The sequence below is a fragment of the Shewanella sp. M16 genome, from assembly GCF_018224605.1.
In the GTDB taxonomy this organism is placed as follows: domain Bacteria; phylum Pseudomonadota; class Gammaproteobacteria; order Enterobacterales; family Shewanellaceae; genus Shewanella; species Shewanella oncorhynchi.
Window position 1 is genome coordinate 1 of sequence record NZ_JAGTUL010000043.1, and the last position, 21638, is coordinate 21638.

General features: G+C 42.9%; 26 protein-coding genes. 14 read left to right on the top strand and 12 right to left on the bottom strand.

Annotated elements, in window-relative coordinates; translation table 11 throughout:
- Window positions 1–205: 205 nt before the first annotated feature.
- The 9 genes from KFE26_RS20195 to KFE26_RS20235 form a co-directional block, all read right to left on the bottom strand.
- The gene (locus tag KFE26_RS20195; protein WP_212601520.1) at window positions 206–391 is read right to left on the bottom strand and encodes a hypothetical protein; all 186 of its coding nucleotides are present in this window, start codon (window positions 389–391) and stop codon (window positions 206–208) included.
- Complete coding sequence (locus KFE26_RS20200; RefSeq protein ID WP_212601521.1) at window positions 388–561, bottom strand: hypothetical protein; 174 nt, start codon at window positions 559–561, stop codon at window positions 388–390. Before KFE26_RS20200 ends, KFE26_RS20195 begins: the two co-directional genes overlap by 4 nt.
- Window positions 562–657: 96 nt before the next feature.
- Entirely contained in the window at window positions 658–1965 is a 1308-nt protein-coding gene (locus tag KFE26_RS20205; RefSeq protein ID WP_212601522.1) for a zonular occludens toxin domain-containing protein, read from the bottom strand.
- The gene (locus KFE26_RS20210; RefSeq protein ID WP_212601523.1) at window positions 1965–2312 is read right to left on the bottom strand and encodes a DUF2523 family protein; all 348 of its coding nucleotides are present in this window, start codon (window positions 2310–2312) and stop codon (window positions 1965–1967) included. The genes KFE26_RS20205 and KFE26_RS20210 overlap by 1 nt, the downstream gene beginning before the upstream one ends.
- An 8-nt stretch (window positions 2313–2320) precedes the next feature.
- Window positions 2321–3778 carry a virulence factor TspB C-terminal domain-related protein gene (locus tag KFE26_RS20215; protein ID WP_212601524.1) on the bottom strand — a complete coding sequence of 486 codons (1458 nt, stop codon included), beginning with the start codon at window positions 3776–3778 and terminating at the stop codon, window positions 2321–2323.
- A gap of 74 nt (window positions 3779–3852) precedes the next feature.
- Window positions 3853–4062 (bottom strand): hypothetical protein, encoded by a 210-nt coding sequence (locus KFE26_RS20220; RefSeq protein ID WP_212601525.1) that lies wholly within the window; start codon window positions 4060–4062, stop codon window positions 3853–3855.
- 9 nt (window positions 4063–4071) lie between these two features.
- On the bottom strand, window positions 4072–4278 hold the full coding sequence (locus KFE26_RS20225) for a hypothetical protein (RefSeq protein ID WP_212601526.1): 207 nt from the start codon (window positions 4276–4278) through the stop codon (window positions 4072–4074).
- A 12-nt stretch (window positions 4279–4290) separates the two neighbouring features.
- Entirely contained in the window at window positions 4291–4605 is a 315-nt protein-coding gene (locus KFE26_RS20230; protein ID WP_212601527.1) for a hypothetical protein, read from the bottom strand.
- A gap of 59 nt (window positions 4606–4664) precedes the next feature.
- Window positions 4665–6722, bottom strand: a complete 2058-nt coding sequence (locus KFE26_RS20235) for a replication endonuclease (protein WP_212601528.1) — start codon at window positions 6720–6722, stop codon at window positions 4665–4667.
- A 222-nt stretch (window positions 6723–6944) separates the two neighbouring features.
- Between KFE26_RS20235 and KFE26_RS20240 the strand changes: the two genes are divergently transcribed.
- From KFE26_RS20240 to KFE26_RS20250, 3 genes are all read left to right on the top strand, one after another.
- Entirely contained in the window at window positions 6945–7148 is a 204-nt protein-coding gene (locus KFE26_RS20240; RefSeq protein ID WP_212601529.1) for a hypothetical protein, read from the top strand.
- Between the two features lie 385 nt (window positions 7149–7533).
- Entirely contained in the window at window positions 7534–7758 is a 225-nt protein-coding gene (locus tag KFE26_RS20245; protein ID WP_212601530.1) for a hypothetical protein, read from the top strand.
- Window positions 7759–7761: 3 nt separating this feature from the next.
- Entirely contained in the window at window positions 7762–7980 is a 219-nt protein-coding gene (locus KFE26_RS20250; RefSeq protein WP_212601531.1) for a hypothetical protein, read from the top strand.
- Window positions 7981–8287: 307 nt separating this feature from the next.
- Here the strand turns inward: KFE26_RS20250 and KFE26_RS20255 are convergent, their stop codons facing one another.
- Window positions 8288–9583, bottom strand: a complete 1296-nt coding sequence (locus KFE26_RS20255) for a site-specific integrase (RefSeq protein ID WP_212601532.1) — start codon at window positions 9581–9583, stop codon at window positions 8288–8290.
- 61 nt (window positions 9584–9644) lie between these two features.
- Window positions 9645–9863 (bottom strand): hypothetical protein, encoded by a 219-nt coding sequence (locus KFE26_RS24070; RefSeq protein WP_081729032.1) that lies wholly within the window; start codon window positions 9861–9863, stop codon window positions 9645–9647.
- 180 nt (window positions 9864–10043) lie between these two features.
- On the opposite strand from KFE26_RS24070, the gene KFE26_RS20260 reads away from it, so the two are divergent.
- On the top strand, window positions 10044–11615 hold the full coding sequence (locus KFE26_RS20260; protein WP_212601533.1) for a DUF3369 domain-containing protein: 1572 nt from the start codon (window positions 10044–10046) through the stop codon (window positions 11613–11615).
- A gap of 59 nt (window positions 11616–11674) precedes the next feature.
- Here the strand turns inward: KFE26_RS20260 and KFE26_RS20265 are convergent, their stop codons facing one another.
- Window positions 11675–12160 carry a hypothetical protein gene (locus KFE26_RS20265; protein ID WP_206766122.1) on the bottom strand — a complete coding sequence of 162 codons (486 nt, stop codon included), beginning with the start codon at window positions 12158–12160 and terminating at the stop codon, window positions 11675–11677.
- Window positions 12161–12384: 224 nt separating this feature from the next.
- Here KFE26_RS20265 and ccoN point away from each other — a divergent pair, with 224 nt between their 5' ends.
- The 10 genes from ccoN (at window position 12385) to uspE (ending at window position 21568) form a co-directional block, all read left to right on the top strand.
- Complete coding sequence (ccoN, locus tag KFE26_RS20270; RefSeq protein ID WP_212601534.1) at window positions 12385–13821, top strand: cytochrome-c oxidase, cbb3-type subunit I; 1437 nt, start codon at window positions 12385–12387, stop codon at window positions 13819–13821.
- Between the two features lie 13 nt (window positions 13822–13834).
- On the top strand, window positions 13835–14461 hold the full coding sequence (ccoO, locus tag KFE26_RS20275; RefSeq protein ID WP_028759965.1) for a cytochrome-c oxidase, cbb3-type subunit II: 627 nt from the start codon (window positions 13835–13837) through the stop codon (window positions 14459–14461).
- Window positions 14462–14472: 11 nt separating this feature from the next.
- The gene (locus tag KFE26_RS20280; protein ID WP_028759966.1) at window positions 14473–14649 is read left to right on the top strand and encodes a CcoQ/FixQ family Cbb3-type cytochrome c oxidase assembly chaperone; all 177 of its coding nucleotides are present in this window, start codon (window positions 14473–14475) and stop codon (window positions 14647–14649) included.
- Complete coding sequence (ccoP, locus tag KFE26_RS20285) at window positions 14649–15617, top strand: cytochrome-c oxidase, cbb3-type subunit III (RefSeq protein WP_113940484.1); 969 nt, start codon at window positions 14649–14651, stop codon at window positions 15615–15617. Before KFE26_RS20280 ends, ccoP begins: the two co-directional genes overlap by 1 nt.
- A 110-nt stretch (window positions 15618–15727) precedes the next feature.
- Window positions 15728–16207 carry a FixH family protein gene (locus KFE26_RS20290; RefSeq protein ID WP_113940485.1) on the top strand — a complete coding sequence of 160 codons (480 nt, stop codon included), beginning with the start codon at window positions 15728–15730 and terminating at the stop codon, window positions 16205–16207.
- A 22-nt stretch (window positions 16208–16229) separates the two neighbouring features.
- Window positions 16230–18629 carry a heavy metal translocating P-type ATPase metal-binding domain-containing protein gene (locus tag KFE26_RS20295; protein ID WP_212601535.1) on the top strand — a complete coding sequence of 800 codons (2400 nt, stop codon included), beginning with the start codon at window positions 16230–16232 and terminating at the stop codon, window positions 18627–18629.
- Window positions 18630–18667: 38 nt separating this feature from the next.
- The gene (gene ccoS / locus KFE26_RS20300; RefSeq protein ID WP_212601536.1) at window positions 18668–18916 is read left to right on the top strand and encodes a cbb3-type cytochrome oxidase assembly protein CcoS; all 249 of its coding nucleotides are present in this window, start codon (window positions 18668–18670) and stop codon (window positions 18914–18916) included.
- Window positions 18913–19605 carry a sulfite exporter TauE/SafE family protein gene (locus tag KFE26_RS20305; RefSeq protein WP_198573458.1) on the top strand — a complete coding sequence of 231 codons (693 nt, stop codon included), beginning with the start codon at window positions 18913–18915 and terminating at the stop codon, window positions 19603–19605. Before ccoS ends, KFE26_RS20305 begins: the two co-directional genes overlap by 4 nt.
- Window positions 19606–19660: 55 nt before the next feature.
- Window positions 19661–20413, top strand: coding sequence for an electron transport transcriptional regulator EtrA (gene etrA / locus KFE26_RS20310; RefSeq protein WP_006081599.1), 753 nt, complete (start codon window positions 19661–19663; stop codon window positions 20411–20413).
- A 222-nt stretch (window positions 20414–20635) separates the two neighbouring features.
- Window positions 20636–21568: a universal stress protein UspE gene (uspE, locus tag KFE26_RS20315; protein ID WP_028759972.1), complete on the top strand. Its 933-nt coding sequence runs from the start codon at window positions 20636–20638 to the stop codon at window positions 21566–21568.
- Window positions 21569–21638: the final 70 nt, after the last annotated feature.

Here is a 21638-nt window from a genome sequence, read left to right on the forward strand (position 1 = left end):
TTAACGTGAAAAATGACATACCTTCGCACAATGAAGATTATATTAAACTCGCCTGTGGCGTCCCTCGATGCTGCGCATTGTATCGAGGGCAGCAGTTAAACATGAATCTACGGTCACATTGTGCGCATCTTTTTTTTAAGTTAACCACAGTGCCGATAAGTACGTGTATCGGCATTAGGCACATTGGGAGACCCTTTGTTAATGTTCAAACTGCTTTCTTCATTTTTCCAGTAATGACAGACCGAGCCATAAAAGGAACATGATCACGGTTATGACAAAGAAAATCAGCCATGGATTTGAATTCAACCTCGGAATCAACGGGAACCCATAGCGTTAATTTTTTTAAACCTTGAGAACGTTGTTTAAGTTCATATTTTGAATTTCTGTTCATGGTGTCACCAGTGACTCAACGTTAGAAACGGACTCTAGCGTTAAGGTGTCACAAAATGAATTTATAAAATCAAAGTAAAGTGTATGTGAATAAATAACACCTAAAGCAAACCCTAAAAGAAGAAAAACAATAAAAATAAAAACAACAGCAGCAATATCCCAATAATTCATAGAAACACCTAATTTAATCAGTAAGTTCAATGTAATAAAATCAAATATGGTGAGGTGGGCGCTTGCGCTTGCCTCCCACCCCACAAATGTACGTGATTATGTAGGGGCTGACGGTTCGGAGGATTCAGTAACAGGTTCAAATTTACTAAAGGGGTCACAGGTAATAAATGTCGTGTAATTATCAAAAGACAGACGAACAAGACAAGGTGAAATAGCATTGACTGCAAAACCTACAGCCGAAGGGTCAAAGAGTTCAGCTGTATCTTTTTTAGCAAAAGAGTAATCAAACGATGCAACACCATAAGTATCACGCTTATAGAGCGAACCAGTAATAAACACCCCGTCAGTTAACTTGGCAATATAAGCTTGAAACATCGGTGAATCGTTTGTATTTAAATTATTAATTTTAGCGACCCTAGAGATATCATCTTTTTTTGCAGAAACGGAATCGCCCTTAGCATCAACAGAATCAGAGCCTTTAGAAGGGTTCATAATTCCAGAGGTGAAAAACAAATAAACAACCAGAATAAAAAACAATAATAGAAAAATACCCACAATAAAAATCTTTGGCATTTTAAATTTATGCGTGTGCATTTCAGAACTAAAATAAGAACCGTAAAACAACGCTGGCCGCTTAATTACAGACTTTTGGCACGTTTGAGTATCGAAATAATTGTCAGGGTCGAAACTCTTTGAATTTTCATAACGAGATACCCTTTCACCTCCAAATGGATTGTGATAGTGAATATGTTTATTCGCGAGCTTACGAACATGATTATCTAACAGCATCCTATCTTGTGTAACAAGATGCACATCAAACCCTTTATGCCTGTGAGTTTCAAACTCAGAAACATGGTCAGGAACTTTGGCACCAATCGCGCGAGGCGGGAAAAAGTGCTGACATTCATCAATAAAGATAATCGCGGTTTTAGGTAATTTGAACCAATCACGGGCATTATCAAAATACGTAAAGTGCAAATTGAATTGCTTTAAACTTTCAAATGTTAATTGGTCGGCTGGCATGTTAGAAATAAATTCCTCCATGGACTCAAGCTGTTTTTTTGAATACAGCTTTCTTACCCATGCAAGCCAAGCCTCAAGCGGTGAAGCTGCTTCAAAATAGCTTTGGAGCCACGGAGCGTGATCTAGAGAAAGAAACTCATCATCAGCATGCACACGCTTAAGAATCCGCTGTATACGCTTCAAAGCCCCCTTATTTTTGAGCTTGGGCAAGTAAGAACCATAAAACCAACCGCTGAAAGAGGATGCAACATCATAGTCCAGCATCACCAAACGGACGTTATGATAATAAATTGGACGAGTACCATCATTCTGAGTCACTAAATCAGAAAATGAATTCAGCGTTTTACTCGCTCCGGGCTTGCCTGTTCGTAAGACAATCATTAGGCACCCCAGTCCACATCCGATTTATCGCCCGGCTTACGCCATACCATTTGACGCGAATTCCCTGCCCGACTCGCCCCTTTTAAAACAAGCAAGGCAAAGCCTGTAGACATCATTATGTTGATAGCTGTATCGATGCCACACAGATGAATAAACGTAGCAACAAGTGGCGGAAGCCCCGACGTGGTGGCGTTTAACTTGTCCAATATCTTATCAAAAATCAAACCAACCCCCATAAATGTCACTGTACCAAAACCGATGGCAACAGCTACACGGCCAGCCGTTGCAGCAACAAAGTTAGCTAGAAATGGAAAAACAGACGCAAGGAACATCAAAAAATATGGCATGTAATCACCTATGAATATTTAGCAATGGCTAGACCAGAAGAAAGCATGGCCGTGGCGATAACGAACCAACTAATCACCGCAGCTAAATCGCACATTGGCGACAAATCAATATGCAAAACAGCAATACCTATATCCAAAGGCAAAGGCGCTGGACAGGTTTGCTGACCACCTGCATTAAACCCATTTGCATTGGTATATTTATTTAATAATGCATCCGTGTTAATGACTCCCGCGTCAATATTTTGAATGTCAGAATCGGGAGATTCATTATATTGTTTGACACTCGAAACCAATGAATCTACTAAGCCCTTAACATCAGTTTCAGTTTGAGATAATGCACAAGAACGTTCCCATTCTTTTCTGGCAATAAAACACGAAGGCGAATCAGATGAACATTGAAAAGAAGCGCAGCCAGTAGAAGAAACCGAATCGGGGTCAGTGCCATCACCGCCCTTGCCTATTGCGTCCACAATACTTTTTTCAGATTTACCAATTGCGTTTTCAATGTCACGCATGCGAATGACAATATCAGTAAGACCGTTATTAGCCTCAACAAGCTGTTCAATAATTGCAGAGTTATCAGCAGGCTTACCAACTTGACCCGCTATCTTTTCAAGATTGCTATTAATTGAACCTGATAAAATATTATTAATAGCCCCTATTTGAGCGGTATTTCCAACGATATTAGACAAAGAACTTAAATTACCGACAGAATTAGCAATGTAACCCAAAGCAGGCATGTAATCGCCATAATTATTACCAGTGCCACCGCCAGAACCTGTTTTTGAATCAATGCTTTTCAAAAGGTTTTTTGACTCAGCCAAAATCATTTGGTTTTGACTAACCCAATTAGTTTGGGCATTAATATCAGTACGCATTTCCTGTAAAACGGTATAAATACCATCACCAGAAAGATCAACATGCCTCGTTAATTCAGCTAAATCTCTAGCAATAGAAGAGGTCTGCTCATTAATAGCGGTCTTTGTGTAAGAAGACTGACGAGCGCCTTTTAATATTGCATCGTAAACAATACCCAAATCTTTATGAATATCTCTTAGCTCAGTAGTAAAAGCTGTTGGATGCAAAATGTGAGGATTGGACGCTTGCAAAGAATCAGGGTCTGGGTTCTGAGGGTCTGGGTTCTCAGAGTCTGGGTCAGTTCCGCCAGAGTCTTGGCATTTATTCACATCAGTAGCGTGATACGCCATTTTTACATAACAAATAGGGTTCGCAGGGTCACCAACGGCACAAGCCCAATCAACCCCGCGCCACGAAAAATTATTAGAATCACACTGAGTATTGTAGAAAGCTGTTGATTCAGCCTCAGCATTGGAACCTAGAAATTCATAGGATAATGGCAAATCAGGCGTAGCTGGAGGGGTATAAGCAAAAAGCGGAAATGAAAATAAAGCTAGAAAAAAACCCGCCTTATGCAATCCAAGGTTACCAAAAGTACGATTAACCATATTATATCCTGTAAGGTAATCAGCATAAAACCTCAAAAGCGGGGAAAACCTCCCCGCCTAAATTGAAATAGTGGTTAGAAGAATTGAGCCTTACCCCACTTAAAGACCACAGTACCAGCGGCCAAAGTCATCATGCCAATACCAATGGCAGCAATAACAATCGTGCCATCAGCAACCATTTTGTCGACAGTCGCCTGAATATCAATAGCAGCCATTGCACTTGTCGAAACAACAGAAGCCGCACCGACTCCCAACGTTAACAGCAGTTTTTTAGCTTTAGACATATAACATCCTTATCGCAGACCCATGGTCTGCCTACCAAGTTTAAAAATAAAAGCCATGCCATAGAGAGACACAGCGCCTGCTATAAACAAAGCGACTTCATACGCAGTCAGATGAGAATCTAAATCTTGAGCCGAAATTAATAGATAACCCGCACAAGGTTCAACACTGGAATAAAACAAAGTTCCATTATCATCTGGTATAACGCACAGAGACATTTTGTTTAATCCTTATGCCTTGCGAATAACGGGGGTTTCAAATAAATGGAAACCAGTAATAGAAACATGTTTACCGTCACTATTTGCAAAGCTCATTTCTTTATATTCAACGTGTAACTGACAACGAGTGCCGACAGCGCTCTTTAAAACATCAAGAGTCTTACCGTCTTTTACAAAATCAGCAGAAACATGGACATCAACCGTTTGAGTGGGTGATGTCGTAATCAAACGCAACAAACCAACATTTGTGGTTTCACCAGTCTGAAAATTTACTTTCGGTTTAATCTGAATATCAGACGGGTCTAAAATTAAGCCTTCAAGTTTCATTTTGTATTTCCTTACAGTTATAAAATTATGTGGGGACAGTTATTGACACGAGTCCAAGGCTAATGCCGAAGCACCAAAGCACTCGCTTCGCTCGTTGGTGCATCTTCATTAGCTATGGCATCAAGCCAGAGCGCTTGCAGTTCTTCATATTCCTGAATGTGGCGCTCATACTCGGCATAGTCGGCTTCGGCCATACGCTGATATTCACGCTCTAATTCCAGTACATCGAAAATATCAACAACACCGTCCATGACTTGGTTACGGGCTTTGACATATTCTTCTTTATTAATCAGCTTCCAACTCTTAAAGCGGGTCGCCTTAAAAATGCCTTGAAACATCACGCCATTAACACGGGCATGAGCCGCATCACCAAAGCGAGTCTTAGAGAACGCACCCGATTCAAATAACTTGGAAAACACCGCTGGGACGGCATAATGTGTTTTAACCGTTTGGTCAGCACGACGAACAAAGATGCCCCCCATGGCCATACAAAATGCCCCCCAGTCGCCCTCGTCAGCAGAACGACGCACCTTTTCTAATAGGTAATGCTCGTCGGAATTTAATTGTGTAAACACGGCATCACCCTCGGCTATTTGCTCACGTAAACGACGCATTTCGCGCCAGACGGTGACACTAGGGCCACCAAAGAATTGAAATTGACGAATGCCTTGGACGCGCGACCACGTAACAATCCGTTCAGCAGCATCAACACCATCGAGTGACGTTGAACGGTCTTTATCAATGTGTTGACCGTCAACAGATTTAGAAATGTATTTAGCAACGTAACCAACAGCAGAACCCCTTTTAGGGTCAATATTCTCAGATTTAAAACGGTATTCCTGAGCGCCCTTCTCATCTGGACAATCCAGTAATGAGAACCGACGTAGCTCAGTAACAATGAATTCAATATCAGTAGGTAATGCGAAAATAATCATGTGATGATGTGGCGTAGCATCGTGATGCGGCTCAACAATGCGCATCCCATAAAATTTAATACCCGCCTTATCCATAGACTTGCGAAAATTCGACCAAACCCCCATCAAATGCCTGTGCGCATCTTCAGGAATAGGTCTATCAGCAGCGATAAATTTAGGGTTTAACACGCCATTAGAAACGGCATGAAAACGAGACGGTGATGTTACCGTGGTGAAAACGGCAACATGCCCCAATTCCTGTGCTATCTGCTCAAATCCTTTCAGCCTGACAAACATTTCAGCCCGACGGATTTCAGGATTGGAAATTGATTTGCGGGAAAGTTCTGACAAGGAAAACGCATTTGAGTGATCGTCATCATCAACGGCAATGGTATTTTCCAACACTTCTAAATTATCAGACTGGCGTTGACGATGGCGAGTAAGGGCGTAATCACTGCAATAAGCCTGTTTACCCTTGTGAACAACGCCTAAATCACGCGCCACATTCTCAACAATACGAAGAAATCGACGTCGTAATTGACGACCTAGCCAATGTTCATCACATGCACGATTAACTAAAGAAAAAAGCTCACCAGAGGCGCGTTTTTGTTTAATCAACAATTCATCAAATGAAAGCCCCAAATGAGCAAGAAACTGTTGAGCAGCCTCAAAGGACGCCTCACCGTCTGTGATAGTAGATAAGCGACGGCGTAAATTTTGAGACTTAACACGGGCTAATTCCTTAACCTCGGATTCAGTCATTGTCACATTTAAATTCAGTGATTTAAGACGTTGAGAAGCAGACTCAACAGCACGCACCCCGTCTAAATAGGATTGTTTGGAGCAAATGGTAATAAACGAATTAAGCATTGTCGGGGCAAAATCACCGTGACGACGCACGATATCAAAAACAGGTTTGCGCCAATTGGTTTGACTGGCCTCACGTTCGGCACTGTTACGAACAGGGAAATCAAAGGCAGCTAAACGATTATAAATCCCCGAAACAAAATCAGAATGAGAGTCGGAAACCTCAAAGACTGACGGCAATGGCTCAGGTGAAAAATCATCAGAGGAATAAACGGTTTTGGAATGACACGAAGGACAAGCACAAAGTTTGTCAGATTCAAATTCATAACCACATGACAAACAAATTTGATAAGTAAGCTCACCACGAGAAAACGACTCTAAAGCCTCGCCAATCATGCACGAACTCAAAGCGCTAGGAACTGGCCGTAAAGCCGCTTTCCTTGTCATATTGGTATAAAGAGACCCCTTCTCAAAGCTAAACATAAGCTACCTTAGCGATAATCCGTTACATGTTACAAATTACATTAATGAGCAAAATACACTTGTGATATGTTACATGTCAATAGTTACTTGTGATATGTAACTAAAAAACTAAGATAAACACTGGACAAACAGCAGATGAAAAAAATGGCTAAATTAATATCAACATTCAGAGTAAGAGAAGCCCACGCAGAGCTGCTTAGAGATAAAGCAGTAGAACTCACCATTGGAACAAAAGAAGTGGTGAAAGAAGCAGATATCATCCACTGGATACTGGAGAGGGAAATTGGGAAAGTGGAATTAAATGAATGGATTAAAAGCAATAAAAGTCCAAAAAAATAAGAGTGTTTAAATCAGCAACAACATAAGCTAATGCATAGATTCAGTTAGGAAACAATGCTTTAAGTTGGTTTTGTCTGCGACCGTTTGAGAACAGTAGCGCTATTAGAATTGTGCAAGCTAAGAGAAAAAAGCTTGTCTACAGGGCGGGGAATAAAGCGGGGAAAAGCACCCGCTTCACTTGTTTCAGTATCGCTCCGCTCCCATCAAACCTACGGTTTAATAATCCCTTAATATACCCGAACATCAATAGAATGGTTGAACCATCAATTGATAGCAAAATATGAGTTTATTTACCAAAAATGCTATCATTTGCTTGATTTAACCCGCCAATTTGCTATCATTAACACATGGAAAGAACATTAATTGATAGCAAAAAGGCGGGCATATGAAACAATCAGAATTGAACTACAAAGAAAATGGTGTGTGGTGTGTTTGGGTTGAATTTGAAGGAATAGAGTTTTACTGGGAACGTTTCTCCAGAGAGGTATCCGTTAAGGGTCATAGTTACGATTGTAAGCTATGGATTGACGGAAAATTAGATAAAGAACCCGATGCAAAGGGCGCAAGAAAAGCAATCATAAAATGGTTATCAGAAACTTTCGGAGTATAAAAAATGGCTATCACAGTTAGATTAACGGAAGAACAAGAAGAACAACTTGGTGAGCTTATGAAACTAACGGGCAAAGCAACCAAATCAGGAGCTGTCGAGTATATGATTGAGAACGGTAAAGATCTAATCGAAAACAACAAGCGTTTTTGTGAGATTAAGAAACTAGAAAAAGAAATGGTATTAATCAAAGAAACGATAGCAGAACTATTAACCGGTAAATGATTTTTGATAGCAAATTAACAGCATCGATGCAAAATAATGATAGCAATAGGCTTAATCCTGGCTTTAGTTTTGATAGCAAAAAAATAAAAGCCAGTGCCTGTTTTTGATAGCAATATAGGTGTGCCAGGATGTGTTTTTGATAGACGCGCACAATATGCATTATGTTACGGACTCGAAAGAACTCGAGTGATTCTCGTACCTCGCCCACCCCCTTCATCCCTTCTCGCGGTTAGGTGCTAACGCACTATACCAAACCGTGAATCCTCAACATAACGCTAGGTTACATTGTGCGCATCTTTGTATCTAATCACTCTATGCCTTTCAAATGGTCGATTGGTTTGTTGAATGCACTTTCATGACGTTCAATTTGGCTTGTGTGCAAATATTGCGATGTAGTGTCGATACTTTCGTGGCCAGCATCGGCTTGTACATGGGATAACGGTCTGCGGTTGATATTGATATCGTGCGTAATGCCGGTGTGACGAATATTGTGGGCAGTAAGTTTGCGCATCTGCGCCGCATCTTGTGTAAAGCCATCGATTTCTATACGTTCTGCAGCCAGATTAATTATTTTTTGAATTTCGTCGCGAACATGACGAATGCCTAGATTGGCATTGAGGATACCAACATCTCGGCCGCGTCCAGCAGCTTTATGCCGTACAAACAAAGGATGATTTTCGTTTGGTCCTGGATAATCCGTTAATCCTAAAAACTGACGATATTTGACTAATGCATCGAGCAAGGCTTTTGAAATCGCAACACTGCGTCTTTTACCACCTTTACTCAACGGAATATGAAAACTCCAGATGCCCGTTTGCTGATTACGTTTAAACTGGTTCATCACCGGCGAATAACCCGCACGTGCAGACACATCTGAAATGCGTAAATAACAGCAATAAATCAATGTAATGAGGAATAAACTTCTTTGATGTAACTCAGGAAATTCTTCTGCTAGTCCAGTAACGGTCGCCATAATATATGACCACTGTAATTCAGTGAATGCGAGACTATTTTCATCTTCATGACTTTGACACTGATATTGCCTGTTTGCTGCAAATCGACTGTGATTAAGCCAGATTTGGGCAGGATTCCGCTCACAATATTCTTCACTTGTCAGATACGAATAAAACGAAGACAAAATGGCCATTTTCGTTTTTAACGCATTATCGCTTAACACATAAGGCTGGATTTGCCCGAGTTGTTTTTTGCCGACAAATGGTCGCCATTGCGAGTTTGGAACCCGTTCATCATGCAGTTTATCGTACTTAAACTGTGGCACATTAAAATAACCGATCAGTGCTATCGGCGGTGCTTGGCAATAATCAACGTAACGACTCATGTCTTTGCGCGTAACTTGAATGGGAGACATTGAAACCACATCAAAACACCAATGCAGAAACGTAGTGAGTTCGCTGCGATAAGCTTTATAGTTGTTTTCGTTATGCTTTTGCTCAAATAGCCAATCACTGGCATGCTCGATGACTAAGCCCGCATCAACCACCTTTTTCATGCTAATTTGGGTGATATATTGGTTAACAATACTATTGCCAACTTGTATGAATTCAAATGAGTCAAATAACGGGATTACTGGAGGAAGTTGCATATTACATCTGAATTATAAGAGTTTCTTGTATGATAATACTTAAACGCAAATGCCGATAATGTTATTTATCGGCATCAAGATATGTCAGATTTTTAGTGCAACTTGAAAATGAACATTGCTGACAAGTAATACGCTTTTTGCAACAGATCAAGCATAGCTGCCACACTTGCTGTTTCGATTGGCTATCTAAGCACGTGAAGTCAGATGCGCAGATGTGTCCATCATGTATTAGCTGTGCCAATTTATGCGCTGAAATTGATAAGTTAATTCGATTAGTCATGCCCTTTCCCTCCCTATCATTGTTTGATAGTAACAGAATACACAAATGAGAATCGTTATCAACAATGTAATTTAAGGATTGCCACTCACCTCGCTATTTTATGCAAGATTTTGCACCGCTTTGAAATGTGTCTACTACACTGATTATGTGATCATTATTTTTACTTGAATGAGGTATCGGATGCTGATTGATCTTGCAAAGAAAAACCCTCTTTTTTCCGGTAAAAAGTCTACCGAGACAACAGAGTCTGGTATTCCTTGGAAGGTATTAGTGGTCGATGATGAACCCGATGTTCATACCGTCACTAAGCTTGCCCTCTCCCGCTTTAAACTTGATGGCCGTGCCCTCACCTTTATCAATGCTTATAGTGCCGAACAAGCAAAAGAATTACTCAATCAAGAACATGACATCGCCATTGCCTTTATTGATGTTGTCATGGAAAGTGACCATGCGGGGTTAGAACTAGTAAAGTGGATCCGTGAAGAATTACTGAATAAAACCACTCGATTGATCTTACGTACAGGCCAGCCAGGGCAAGCACCTGAAGAAGACGTTATCGTCAATTACGATATTAATGATTACAAAGCAAAAGCTGAACTCGATTCCCGTAAGCTGATGACCAGCGTCTACTCAGCCCTTCGCTCTTATCGCGATATAATGGAAATCGAGCAAGCAAGGCGCACGCAAATAAATCACCGTAAGGGCTTAGAAAGAGTACTAGAAGCCACCTCAGGATTATTTGAACTACGCACCCTGCATAAATTCGCCGATGGGCTACTGACACAAGTGGCCACTCTACTTAATCTCGATTCAGAAACGCTACTGCTGACTTGTAATGCGATTGATGCGATTAGTGGTCATGTTGAACCTGTCAATATAGAAATCCTTGCAGGTACTGGCCAATTTGCTAATAAATCCCACATTACGCAACTACCTGAACATATTGATCGTCTACTGCGCAGTGCGCTCTCCCAACAGCGGTGCCTTTATGAAGACAATTGCTTTATCGGTTACTTTCCCACCAAAGGCGGTTTAATCAATCTACTTTATATGGATGGTATTGATAGAATTGATGATCTTGATAAGAAACTCATTGATATTTTTGCCATCAACGTGGGCATAGCCTTTGAAAATTTGCTGCTCAATCAGGAGGTGGAAGATACACAATCAGAGCTTATTTTACGTTTAGGTGATGTTGTTGAAAGCCGCTCGAAAGAAGCTGCCAATCATGTGAAACGTATGGCGGAGTATTGTTCTCAATTAGCATTACTCGCTGGTTTAAGTGAATACGAAGCCGATTTACTGCGCCGTGCCTCACCAATGCATGACATAGGTAAAATTGCGATCCCCGATGCTGTCCTACTTAAACCCGGCAAATTAGATGACGAAGAATGGAAAGTTATGCGTCAGCACCCTATGATTGGCCATCAAATTCTTGCAAATTCTGAGCGACCAATACTAAAGGCCGCATCAATTATTGCACTGCAACATCATGAAAAATATGATGGTTCTGGTTATCCTGCAAATCTAAAACAAGACGAAATTCACATTTTCTCGCGGATTGTGGCAATCGCAGATGTGTTTGATGCCCTTTCCCATGCCCGCTGCTATAAAACAGCTTGGCCTTTAGAAGAGGTTTTAGCTGAAATGCGTAAAGGTGCAGCAACACACTTTGATCCTCACTTATTACAGCTCTTTATTGAAAATGTAGACATTTTTGTCAAAGTAAAAGAAAACTGGAAGGATCACTAATCTGTATAGTTGATTGTCTTGATATTTAGAAAGCCTATCAAGCACTTTCAAAGATATATCTAACCATTGTCATCTGCGAGAAAATCAAAAACAGCCGTTTTAGTTTCACCATTAACGCTAAAACTCACAAAGCCACGCCAAACCATGTAGCCACTACTACAAGAACCGTAGACTAACTGACCGATATAAGTCATTTCATCAGTTTGCTTCACATTTACAGGAATAACGCCCATAAACATGTCTCTTCCTTCTAAGCGGATTTGCACATTAGAAATTGGCATGGAAGATAACAACTGTAATGTCAATGGCTTTTCGCTTGGTGCACTCCCTGGTGACAAGCGAAAAGTGAGCTCAACATCCCCAACTTTTTTAACACAATCCCCCTTAGAAAATTGGCAAAGTGAAGGATCAAGACTGCTTTTAAGTGTGACTTGCTTTGCATCTTCCTTACAAGCTGTGAGATTGAAGCTAAATAATGCAATAAATAAATAGGGACTCAGACGAGTTAGCACAAAGATTAACCTTATGATGCAATATGTTAACATTCTATGGCGTAGGTTGATCTAGATCAACTTTCCACACCCCTTCTTTGGTATCTTTTTTGATATGGCTCAAGTATCATTGCGAAACCTCATATTTGAGCAAAAATATGCAGGGTAACGCATTGACATCACTCAGCAACCTTAATAGGGAGGCTGAGTTTTATGTCATTTATAACAGGTAAAGCTTGTCTTTACTAAAAGTAAAAGTAATAAGCAGTGGAAGCATTATGATGAACCATTCCCAGCCAACAGGCGCTGATTACAATTACGCCATTGTCCGCCAATTTGCCTTAACCACAGTTTTGTGGGGTATTGTTGGTATGTCAGTCGGCGTATTAATTGCGGCTCAGTTAATCTGGCCTCAGCTGAACTTTGACACTCCTTGGTTAACGTATAGTCGCTTGCGACCATTACACACCAATGCGGTGATCTTCGCGTTCGGTACATCAGCCCTTTTTGCAACATCCTATTATGTCGTACAACGCACCTGTCAAACCCGACTATTTGCACCTAAGTTAGCCGCATTTACGTTTTGGGGATGGCAAGCCATCATTCTGTCAGCAGCTATCTCTTTACCAATGGGTTTCACCCAAGGAAAAGAATACGCTGAATTAGAATGGCCTATCGATATCGCAATTACTATCGTTTGGGTGTCCTACGCTATCGTGTTCTTCGGTACTATTATCAAACGAACAACTTCGCATATTTATGTGGCGAACTGGTTCTTTGGTGCCTTTATTATTACCGTTGCCGTACTACACATAGTTAACTCTATGGCAGTACCAGTCAGTCTGTTCAAGTCATACTCTCTGTATAGCGGCGCTGTCGATGCTATGGTGCAGTGGTGGTATGGTCACAACGCTGTAGGTTTCTTATTAACCGCAGGCTTCTTGGGGATGATGTATTACTTCGTACCTAAGCAAGCAGGTCGTCCTGTGTACTCTTACCGTCTTTCTATTGTCCACTTCTGGGCACTGATCGCACTGTATATCTGGGCTGGTCCTCACCACTTACATTACACAGCTTTACCTGACTGGACTCAGTCTTTAGGTATGGTGATGTCATTGATCCTATTCGCACCTTCTTGGGGCGGTATGATTAACGGTATCATGACCTTGTCTGGTGCTTGGCATAAACTGCGTACTGACCCTGTGTTACGTTTCTTAGTTGTTTCTCTGTCTTTCTACGGTATGTCTACCTTTGAAGGCCCTATGATGGCAATTAAGACAGTTAACGCGCTATCACACTATACAGACTGGACTATCGGTCACGTTCACTCCGGCGCGCTAGGCTGGGTTGCGATGGTGTCAATCGGTTCTCTGTATCACTTGATCCCTGTATTGTTCGGTCACGGCCGTATGTACAGCATCAAGTTAATTAACGTCCATTTCTGGTTAGCGACTATTGGTACTGTGCTTTACATCGTCTCTATGTGGATTTCAGGTGTAATGCAAGGTCTGATGTGGCGCGCAGTGAATGCTGACGGTACTTTGACTTATAGCTTTGTTGAAAGTCTGGAAGCTTCTTATCCTTTCTACTTCGTACGTTTCCTTGGCGGTTGTTTCTTCCTGACCGGTATGCTGATCATGGCATTTAACGGGATCCGTTCTGTGAAAGCCTCTAAAGATTCATTGCCAGCATTGGCTGAACCAACAGCGGCTTAAAGGAGCAAACTCGATGAAATTTAATCATGAGATAGTTGAAAAAAACATCGGTTTGTTAGCGATTTTTACCGTTATCGCTATCAGCTTCGGTAGTCTCGTTGAAATCACACCGTTGATTTTTCAAAAAGATACAACTGAGCCAGTTGAAGGTTTAAAGCCATACACTGCCCTGCAAATTGAAGGTCGTGACATTTATGTTCGTGAAGGTTGTTATAACTGTCACAGCCAGATGATCCGTCCTTTACGTGCAGAAACTGAACGTTATGGTCACTACTCTGTCGCGGGCGAATCAGTTTGGGATCATCCATTCCAATGGGGTTCTAAGCGTACGGGTCCTGATCTTGCACGTGTTGGCGGTCGTTATAGCGATAAATGGCATGAAGTTCACTTAATCGATCCTCGTGCTGTAGTTCCTCAATCGAATATGCCAGGGTTCCCATGGTTAGCCGAAAACAAGTTAGACGGCAAACTAACGGGTGACAAGATGACTATCCTACGTAACCTGCATAAAGGCGGTTACAAAGGTAATGATCTTTATACCGATGAAGAAATCGCAGGCGCACAGCAAGCTGTTGCAGGTAAGACAGAAATGGACGCCTTGATTGCATATCTTCAGTCTTTGGGTCACGCACTCAAATAAGGAGGCAATATATGGATTACGGCACATTACAAGGCATTTTAACCATCATTGTGATGCTGACCTTCGTCGGTATATTTGCTTGGGCATATAGCTCGCGTCGTCAAAAATCATTTGATGAAGCAGCTAACCTTGTGTTTTCCGATGAGGAAGTCAACAAGGTATCGAAGGACTCAGGAGAGAATAAGTGATGAGTAGCTTCTGGAGTGTTTGGATTACTGTACTCTCGTTAGTCGTGATCGCGGGTTGTTTTCTATTACTGCGTGTGTGTTCTAAGAACACCACTGACGTAAAAGAAGGCGAATCCATGGGTCACAGTTTCGACGGTATTGAAGAACTCAATAACCCACTGCCAAAATGGTGGAGTTATATGTTCTATATCACTATCGTGTTTGGCTTGATCTATTTGGCCTTATATCCTGGTTTAGGCAACTACAAAGGCCTATTAGGCTGGAGCAGTGCGAACCAAAGTATTGGTACTGAACAGGGTATTAAAGCCGATTCTGCTGCCGCGGTTGAGTTAGCCGCAAAAGAAGGTCGCTGGGTGCAATATGATCAGGAAGTGAAGCACGCCGATGACAAATATGGCCCAATCTTCGCGGCTTACTTGGCAACACCACTAGAAGAATTAGTGAAAAACCAGGAAGCGTTGAAAGTGGGTGGCCGTTTGTTCCTGCAAAACTGTGCTCAGTGCCATGGTTCTGATGCACGTGGTAGCAAAGGCTTCCCTAATCTTACCGATGGTGACTGGTTATATGGTGGTGAATTAGCCACGATTAAGACCACTATCATGGCAGGTCGACATGGCATGATGCCACCCAAAGGTGGTTTGCCAATCGAAGATAGCGAGATTGCTGGTTTAGCTGAATACGTTGTTAAATTGTCTGGTCGTGAGCATGACGAGAAACTCGCTGCCCAAGGTCAAGGCTCATTCATGAAAGGTTGTTTTGCGTGTCATGGTATGGACGCTAAAGGCAACAAGTTTATGGGTGCTCCTAACTTAACTGACGATGTTTGGTTATATGGCGGTAGCCGTGGCATGATCGAAGAGACCATTAAACATGGTCGCGCAGGTGTGATGCCAGCGTGGAAAGACGTTCTCGGTGAAGAGAAAGTTCACGTCATTACAGCTTATGTTTATAGCTTGTCAAACAAGTAATTAGGTATAAGTAACACTAAGGCCTCGAAGACTTCGAGGCCTTTTTTTTAAAGTGCTAAAACCGTCTTTTAACGGTAAAATGGCGCAAATTTTTTGAATGGGTATCTGACATGAGCGAACAACAAGCCTGGTATAAGCAGTTCTGGCCTTGGTTTTTAATTATTCTTCCTTTATGTGCCGTCGTCGCAAGTTTTACCACGCTAAAAATTGCCCTTACGAACTCGGACTCCTTAGTCGCCGAGGATTACTACAAAGATGGCAAAGCCATTAATATGGACTTAAGTAAAGTGAAGTATGCCAAACAAATAGGCATGAATTTTTCACTCGATCAAGCCAATAATGAGATTTTACTGACGCAGCAAGGGGGACCTGCATATCAAGCCGCCTTGAAAGTCGAGTTCTATCATCCAACCATTGCCGACAGAGATATGAAACTCACTGCGACGGCCGATGCCAGTAATGTGTATCGCATTACCATTCCTACTACCCTAACCGGTCCTTGGGAAGTTCGCCTCGAAAGTTACGACGGTAAATGGCGAATTCACCAACGTGTTGAATTAAAAGATCACGTCCAACTTTGGCTGAATTGATTGTGGTTAAATAAGTAGCGCTATGACGTATCCAAGTTGTTTTCACTGCCAAGAGCCCGTTCTGACGGGCCAGCAGTTTGTGACTCGCATTAATGACCGTGATGAACTGATGTGTTGCCCTGGCTGCCAGGCGGTTTCTCAAGCGATTGTCGATGCGGGATTACTCAGTTATTACAAGTTCCGCACTGAGCCTGGCAGTAAACAGAATGCCCTGGTCCCCGAAGCATTAACGCAATTTAGCGCCTATGACTTGCCCGAAGTGCAGCAAGACTTTGTGCATTCTGAGGACAATGTCGAATCAGTGTCACTCTCCATCGATGGTATCACCTGTGCCGCCTGTGCTTGGTTAATTGAACACAAAGTCAAACAACTTGCGGGCGTGAGCCAAGTGCTAGTCAACTCAACCACCCAACGCGCCATGATCAGTTGGGATAAACGCAAGGTAAAACTTAGCGATATTCTCGGACAAATTAGTCGTATCGGCTATCAAGCCGCCCCCTACCAAGTTGACGAACAAGAGCTCAACAATAAACTCAATAGTCGCAAATTTTTACTGCGTTTAGGCTTAGCAGGCTTTGCGACTATGCAAGTTATGATGTTCGCCCTCGCCCTTTATACTGGCTACTTCACCGATTTAGACGTGCAGTATCGGGACTATTTCCGCTGGGTTAGCATGATTTTTGCCACGCCTGTGGTGCTTTATTCGGCGCAACCCTTCTATTTTAGCGCCATTCGTACCCTGCTCAGCGGCAAACTCAATATGGATGTGTCAGTTTCGATTGCCATTGGAGGTGCCTATACCGCAAGCTGTTTTGCCACAGTGAATGGCACAGGCGAAGTGTATTTTGAATCCGTATCCATGTTTACTTTCTTTTTGTTACTTGGGCGTTACTTCGAGCAAAAGGCAAGACAAAAGGCCTCGGTCAGCTCCAGTAATTTACATAAATTGGTGCCGCTCACTGCACACTTAGTCACCGAAAATGGTCAAGAAGAAATTCCGGCCAAAAAGTTACGCCTCAATGATGTGATCCTTGTGAAACCAGGGGAAATGGTTGCGGCCGATGGTGTGGTGATTGAAGGCCACACAAATATCAATGAAGCTATGCTCACAGGTGAGCAAATGCCCATTGAAAAACAGCAAGATCAGCAAGTGTACGCTGGTACTATCAACGTCGACCAACCGATAAAAGTTAAAGTTACCGCATTGGGGCAAGACCAACTCGTGGCTGAAATTATTCGACTGCAGGAACTGGCATCCAATACAAAACCTGCGATAGCCCTATTAGCCGATAAATTATCCCGCTATTTCTCGGGTACGATTCTAACAATCGCGACGATCACCTATTTGGTTTGGCAACAGATTTCCCCAGAGGATGCCTTTTGGGTAACGCTATCGGTTCTGGTCGCGACTTGTCCTTGTGCCTTAGCGCTAGCGACACCGACCGCCGTCACCTGTGCAACCGCCATTTTTACCCGTCTTGGGATCATTACCCGCAAAGCCGGCGTATTTGAAAAACTGCCGCAGATTAAGCATGTGGTCTTTGATAAAACTGGCACCCTTACCTGTGGTACGCTCTCTATCGGGCAAACGCAGTGCATGGCCGATTTAACAAAGACGCAGGCCTTAGCTATTGCCGCAGCGCTGGAAACGGGCTCTCGTCATCCGATTGCGGCTGCATTTGCCCTATTTGCCGATAATACCTTGGTCGCAGAACAAGTTCACCATGAAGTCGGCTTTGGTGTTCGAGGCCGTATCGAGGGGACTGAATATTTAATTGGTAATGCTGTATTTACTGGTGCACGTGTCGATACTCAGGACCCAACCCAAAAGATTTGGTTAGCACGCTCAGCCAATGAGCAGCTTGAAGTGCTTGCAAGTTTTGAGATCCAAGACAATATTCGTCAAGACAGTAAGGCCACGATTGAGATATTAAAGCAACAAGGTTGTCGCATTAGTATCGCCAGCGGCGATAGCTCCGGACATGTGCATCAACTGGCCAAAGAGCTGGGAATTGAAGATGTGCACAGCGGATTAACGCCCGCGGGTAAACTTGCCCTAGTAACGAAATTACAACAGCATACTCGTGTGGCGATGTTTGGCGATGGCATCAATGATGCGCCTGTACTTGCGGGGGCTGATTTGTCGGTCGCCATGGGCAGTGGCAGTGCGATTGCCAAAAACAGTGCCGATTTGATTTTACTGGGCGATCATCTATCCCGTTTCACCCAAGCTGTCGCGGTCGCTAAACTGACCACGCAAATTATTAAACAAAATTTAGCGTGGGCGCTGGGTTACAACGCCCTTATCTTGCCTTTAGCTGTCACTGGTCATGTGGCACCTTATATTGCCGCTATTGGCATGTCGGCGAGCTCCTTGATTGTGGTCGGTAATAGCCTGAGATTATTACGGGTTAAAGTGTGATCATAATAAAACGTTTAACCAGATAGTAAGAGGTCATTATGGAAATTATTTATGTGCTTATCCCCATTGCCATTATCTTCGTTGCCATCGCGGTAATGGTATTTTTTTGGGCAGTGAAATCTGAGCAATTTGATGATCTTGACCGTCAAAGTGTTTCTATATTGTTTGATGAAAATACTGACAAACCAGGCCATCTAGCCACCCCCGCCATTCAGTCAACAGCAGAACATGATGACATCGCAGCGCAGCAAGCAATAAAAAATCAGCAAAAAGGCATGCCTTTGTGATTGAGTACAATGTCACCGGTGCCTTTCTCGTCGGCTTGATGGGAGCGGCACATTGTTTTGGTATGTGTGGCGGTTTAGTGGGCGCTTTTTCCGCCCAAATCCCTCATCCTAAAATAGGTAACCAGCTGGCCCATCAGCTTAAATATTTACTGAGTTACAATTTAGGCCGTATTTTAAGTTACACCTTAGCGGGCGGCTTAGTGGGCGCATCGTCGGCAGGTCTTGGTCACTTATTTGAGCTGGATATTTATCTGATTGTCCTGCGCATGGTTGCTGGACTGATGATGATCGCAACAGGACTTTACATCGCTAAAATTTGGGTTGGAATAGTGCAAATTGAGCGTGTAGGTCAATGGCTATGGCAATATTTAAAACCGCTAGCGCAGCGCCTTGTACCTATTAAGAATCCGAGCCAAGCAGTCATGGCGGGATTCATTTGGGGCTGGCTCCCCTGCGGCCTCGTCTATAGCACCTTAACTTGGTCGGTTGCATCTGGCTCTGCCAGCCAAGGCGCCTTGATTATGTTAGCCTTTGGCTTGGGTACTTTACCCGCCCTATTAAGCGCTGGCGTGGCGGCAAAACGCCTTGCTGCATGGGTACAAAAGAAAACCGTTAGACTATTGAGCGGCTTACTGTTAATCGCCTTTGGTGGTCAAACTTTATATATCGCACTCGCGCAGCTAAACTAGCCCAAGTGAGTGAATTGGTTTAACATGGTTACAGTGGATAAACTTGAGAATCAACATGACAATTGAACAAAATAAGAATCGTCGTCCTGCCGCTAGCGGATGCACAATCCATTGTCACGATTGCAGTATGGGTACCCTTTGTATTCCTTTTACCCTCAATGCAAGTGAGCTAGATCAGCTCGATGATATTATTGAGCGTAAAAAGCCAATCCAGAAAGGCGAGCAAATTTTTAAGTCAGGTGATGCATTGAAATCCCTGTTTGCGATCCGCTCTGGCACCATCAAAAGTTACACTATTACCGAGCAAGGTGATGAGCAGATAACGGGCTTCCATCTTGCGGGTGATGTGATTGGTTTTGATGGTATTCACGCTCAGTTGCACCAGAGTTTTGCACAGGCCCTCGAAACCTCTATGGTCTGTGAAATCCCCTTTAATATCCTCGATGAACTTTCGGGCACTATGCCTAAGTTACGTCAGCAGATCATGCGTCTAATGAGTAATGAGATCATGAGCGATCAAGAAATGATCCTGCTACTCAGTAAGAAAAATGCCGAAGAACGTCTGGCTGCATTTATCAGCAATTTAGCAAATCGTTTCGGCAGTCGTGGTTTCTCACCTAAAGAATTCCGTTTAACCATGACCCGCGGTGACATTGGCAATTATCTCGGTTTAACCGTTGAGACCATCAGCCGCTTACTTGGACGCTTCCAAAAGTCAGGCTTGATTGAGGTTAAGGGTAAGTACATCACTATCCTCGACTCGCAAGAGCTAAATCTGTTAGCGGGTAATTCTCGCATCGCGAGATAGTCAATCGCAAGAGCATTAACCGTGAGAGGTCAAGCCTAAATAATTGTCGCCAATAGCATAACAGTTTAATGGTAAAAGCTGTGCTTGCTAGACATGTCATGCAGATTAAGGCATGATTTTTAAGCGAGTTTTAATCAATTTCTAATGAGTTTGATCTAGAACAATACAGCTCACTGCCAAAGGCTCATGATGATATTGAGCCTATGACTAAAGGAACCAAACATGAAGGATTATCAAAAAATACTGGTTGTAGTTGACCCTACCACTGAGAATCAAGTTGCCCTTGCACGAGCGGTCGCCTTGGCCAGTAAATGCAACGCTCAAGTCACTGTGTTTCTTTCTATCTTCGACTTCTCTTACGAAATGACTTCGATTCTGTCGAATCAAGAACGCGAAGCCATGCGTCAAGGTGTCATAGATCAACGGCTCGCCTGGATCCAAGACTTACTCGCCGCTTATACTCATCTGCAACTCAATATCGATACTCAAGTCATTTGGCATAATCGCCCCTTTGAAAGCATTATTAATCATGCTATTTCAGGGCAATATGATTTGATTGTTAAAGGCACCCATGCCCACGACAAACTCAAGGCGGTGATCTTCACTCCAACTGATTGGCATTTAATGCGTAAAGCCCCTGTGCCAGTGTTGATGGTGAAAGCCCATGACTGGCCAGCCGCGGGCAAAATCCTCTGTGCTGTGAATGTGGCAACCGAAGATACCGATCATCAAATGCTTAACGGTAAAATTATTGAACATGCAAAAGATTTGGCTAAAAAGTTCTCTGCTGAAGTACATTTAGTTAATGGTTATCCCGGCACGCCAGTTAACTTAGCCATTGAGCTTCCTGACTTTGATGCCCAGTCATACAACGAAACCATTCGCATGCAGCATGAGCAGCGCGTGAGTTATCTTGCGAGCGCTTATGATATTAATCCAAGTCATTGCCATGTAAAAGAAGGTTTACCAGAGGATGTGATCCCTGAACTGGCTGAAAAACTTGATGCTGAATTGGTGATCCTAGGGACTGTCGGTCGTACCGGATTTTCAGCAGCACTGATAGGCAATACCGCTGAACATGTTATCGATAGCATCAACTGCGATTTATTGGCTATAAAGCCCGACGGTTATAAATCACCGTTAGAAGAAGCCTAAGCAATACGCGGCTCTTTACCCCGCCAAAGATAGCTGGAATAATACGCGCCCTGAAACTGTGTTACTGGGC

Excerpts from the sequence above, each read along its gene's own strand:
- KFE26_RS20265 (WP_206766122.1), bottom strand. The coding sequence starts at position 12,160 with ATGTTAACATATTGCATCATAAGGTTAATCTTTGTGCTAACTCGTCTG.
- KFE26_RS20240 (WP_212601529.1), top strand. The coding sequence starts at position 6,945 with ATGAAAAAAATGGCTAAATTAATATCAACATTCAGAGTAAGAGAAGCC.
- ccoP (WP_113940484.1), top strand. The coding sequence starts at position 14,649 with ATGAGTAGCTTCTGGAGTGTTTGGATTACTGTACTCTCGTTAGTCGTG.
- KFE26_RS20245 (WP_212601530.1), top strand. The coding sequence starts at position 7,534 with ATGAAACAATCAGAATTGAACTACAAAGAAAATGGTGTGTGGTGTGTT.
- KFE26_RS20290 (WP_113940485.1), top strand. The coding sequence starts at position 15,728 with ATGAGCGAACAACAAGCCTGGTATAAGCAGTTCTGGCCTTGGTTTTTA.
- uspE (WP_028759972.1), top strand. The coding sequence starts at position 20,636 with ATGAAGGATTATCAAAAAATACTGGTTGTAGTTGACCCTACCACTGAG.
- KFE26_RS20205 (WP_212601522.1), bottom strand. The coding sequence starts at position 1,965 with ATGATTGTCTTACGAACAGGCAAGCCCGGAGCGAGTAAAACGCTGAAT.
- KFE26_RS20210 (WP_212601523.1), bottom strand. The coding sequence starts at position 2,312 with ATGCCATATTTTTTGATGTTCCTTGCGTCTGTTTTTCCATTTCTAGCT.
- KFE26_RS20280 (WP_028759966.1), top strand. The coding sequence starts at position 14,473 with ATGGATTACGGCACATTACAAGGCATTTTAACCATCATTGTGATGCTG.
- KFE26_RS20235 (WP_212601528.1), bottom strand. The coding sequence starts at position 6,722 with ATGATTGGCGAGGCTTTAGAGTCGTTTTCTCGTGGTGAGCTTACTTAT.
- KFE26_RS20295 (WP_212601535.1), top strand. The coding sequence starts at position 16,230 with ATGACGTATCCAAGTTGTTTTCACTGCCAAGAGCCCGTTCTGACGGGC.
- KFE26_RS20260 (WP_212601533.1), top strand. The coding sequence starts at position 10,044 with ATGCTGATTGATCTTGCAAAGAAAAACCCTCTTTTTTCCGGTAAAAAG.
- KFE26_RS20230 (WP_212601527.1), bottom strand. The coding sequence starts at position 4,605 with ATGAAACTTGAAGGCTTAATTTTAGACCCGTCTGATATTCAGATTAAA.
- etrA (WP_006081599.1), top strand. The coding sequence starts at position 19,661 with ATGACAATTGAACAAAATAAGAATCGTCGTCCTGCCGCTAGCGGATGC.
- KFE26_RS20215 (WP_212601524.1), bottom strand. The coding sequence starts at position 3,778 with ATGGTTAATCGTACTTTTGGTAACCTTGGATTGCATAAGGCGGGTTTT.
- KFE26_RS20255 (WP_212601532.1), bottom strand. The coding sequence starts at position 9,583 with ATGCAACTTCCTCCAGTAATCCCGTTATTTGACTCATTTGAATTCATA.
- ccoO (WP_028759965.1), top strand. The coding sequence starts at position 13,835 with ATGAAATTTAATCATGAGATAGTTGAAAAAAACATCGGTTTGTTAGCG.
- ccoN (WP_212601534.1), top strand. The coding sequence starts at position 12,385 with ATGATGAACCATTCCCAGCCAACAGGCGCTGATTACAATTACGCCATT.
- KFE26_RS20195 (WP_212601520.1), bottom strand. The coding sequence starts at position 391 with ATGAACAGAAATTCAAAATATGAACTTAAACAACGTTCTCAAGGTTTA.
- KFE26_RS24070 (WP_081729032.1), bottom strand. The coding sequence starts at position 9,863 with ATGACTAATCGAATTAACTTATCAATTTCAGCGCATAAATTGGCACAG.
- ccoS (WP_212601536.1), top strand. The coding sequence starts at position 18,668 with ATGGAAATTATTTATGTGCTTATCCCCATTGCCATTATCTTCGTTGCC.
- KFE26_RS20225 (WP_212601526.1), bottom strand. The coding sequence starts at position 4,278 with ATGTCTCTGTGCGTTATACCAGATGATAATGGAACTTTGTTTTATTCC.
- KFE26_RS20200 (WP_212601521.1), bottom strand. The coding sequence starts at position 561 with ATGAATTATTGGGATATTGCTGCTGTTGTTTTTATTTTTATTGTTTTT.
- KFE26_RS20220 (WP_212601525.1), bottom strand. The coding sequence starts at position 4,062 with ATGTCTAAAGCTAAAAAACTGCTGTTAACGTTGGGAGTCGGTGCGGCT.
- KFE26_RS20250 (WP_212601531.1), top strand. The coding sequence starts at position 7,762 with ATGGCTATCACAGTTAGATTAACGGAAGAACAAGAAGAACAACTTGGT.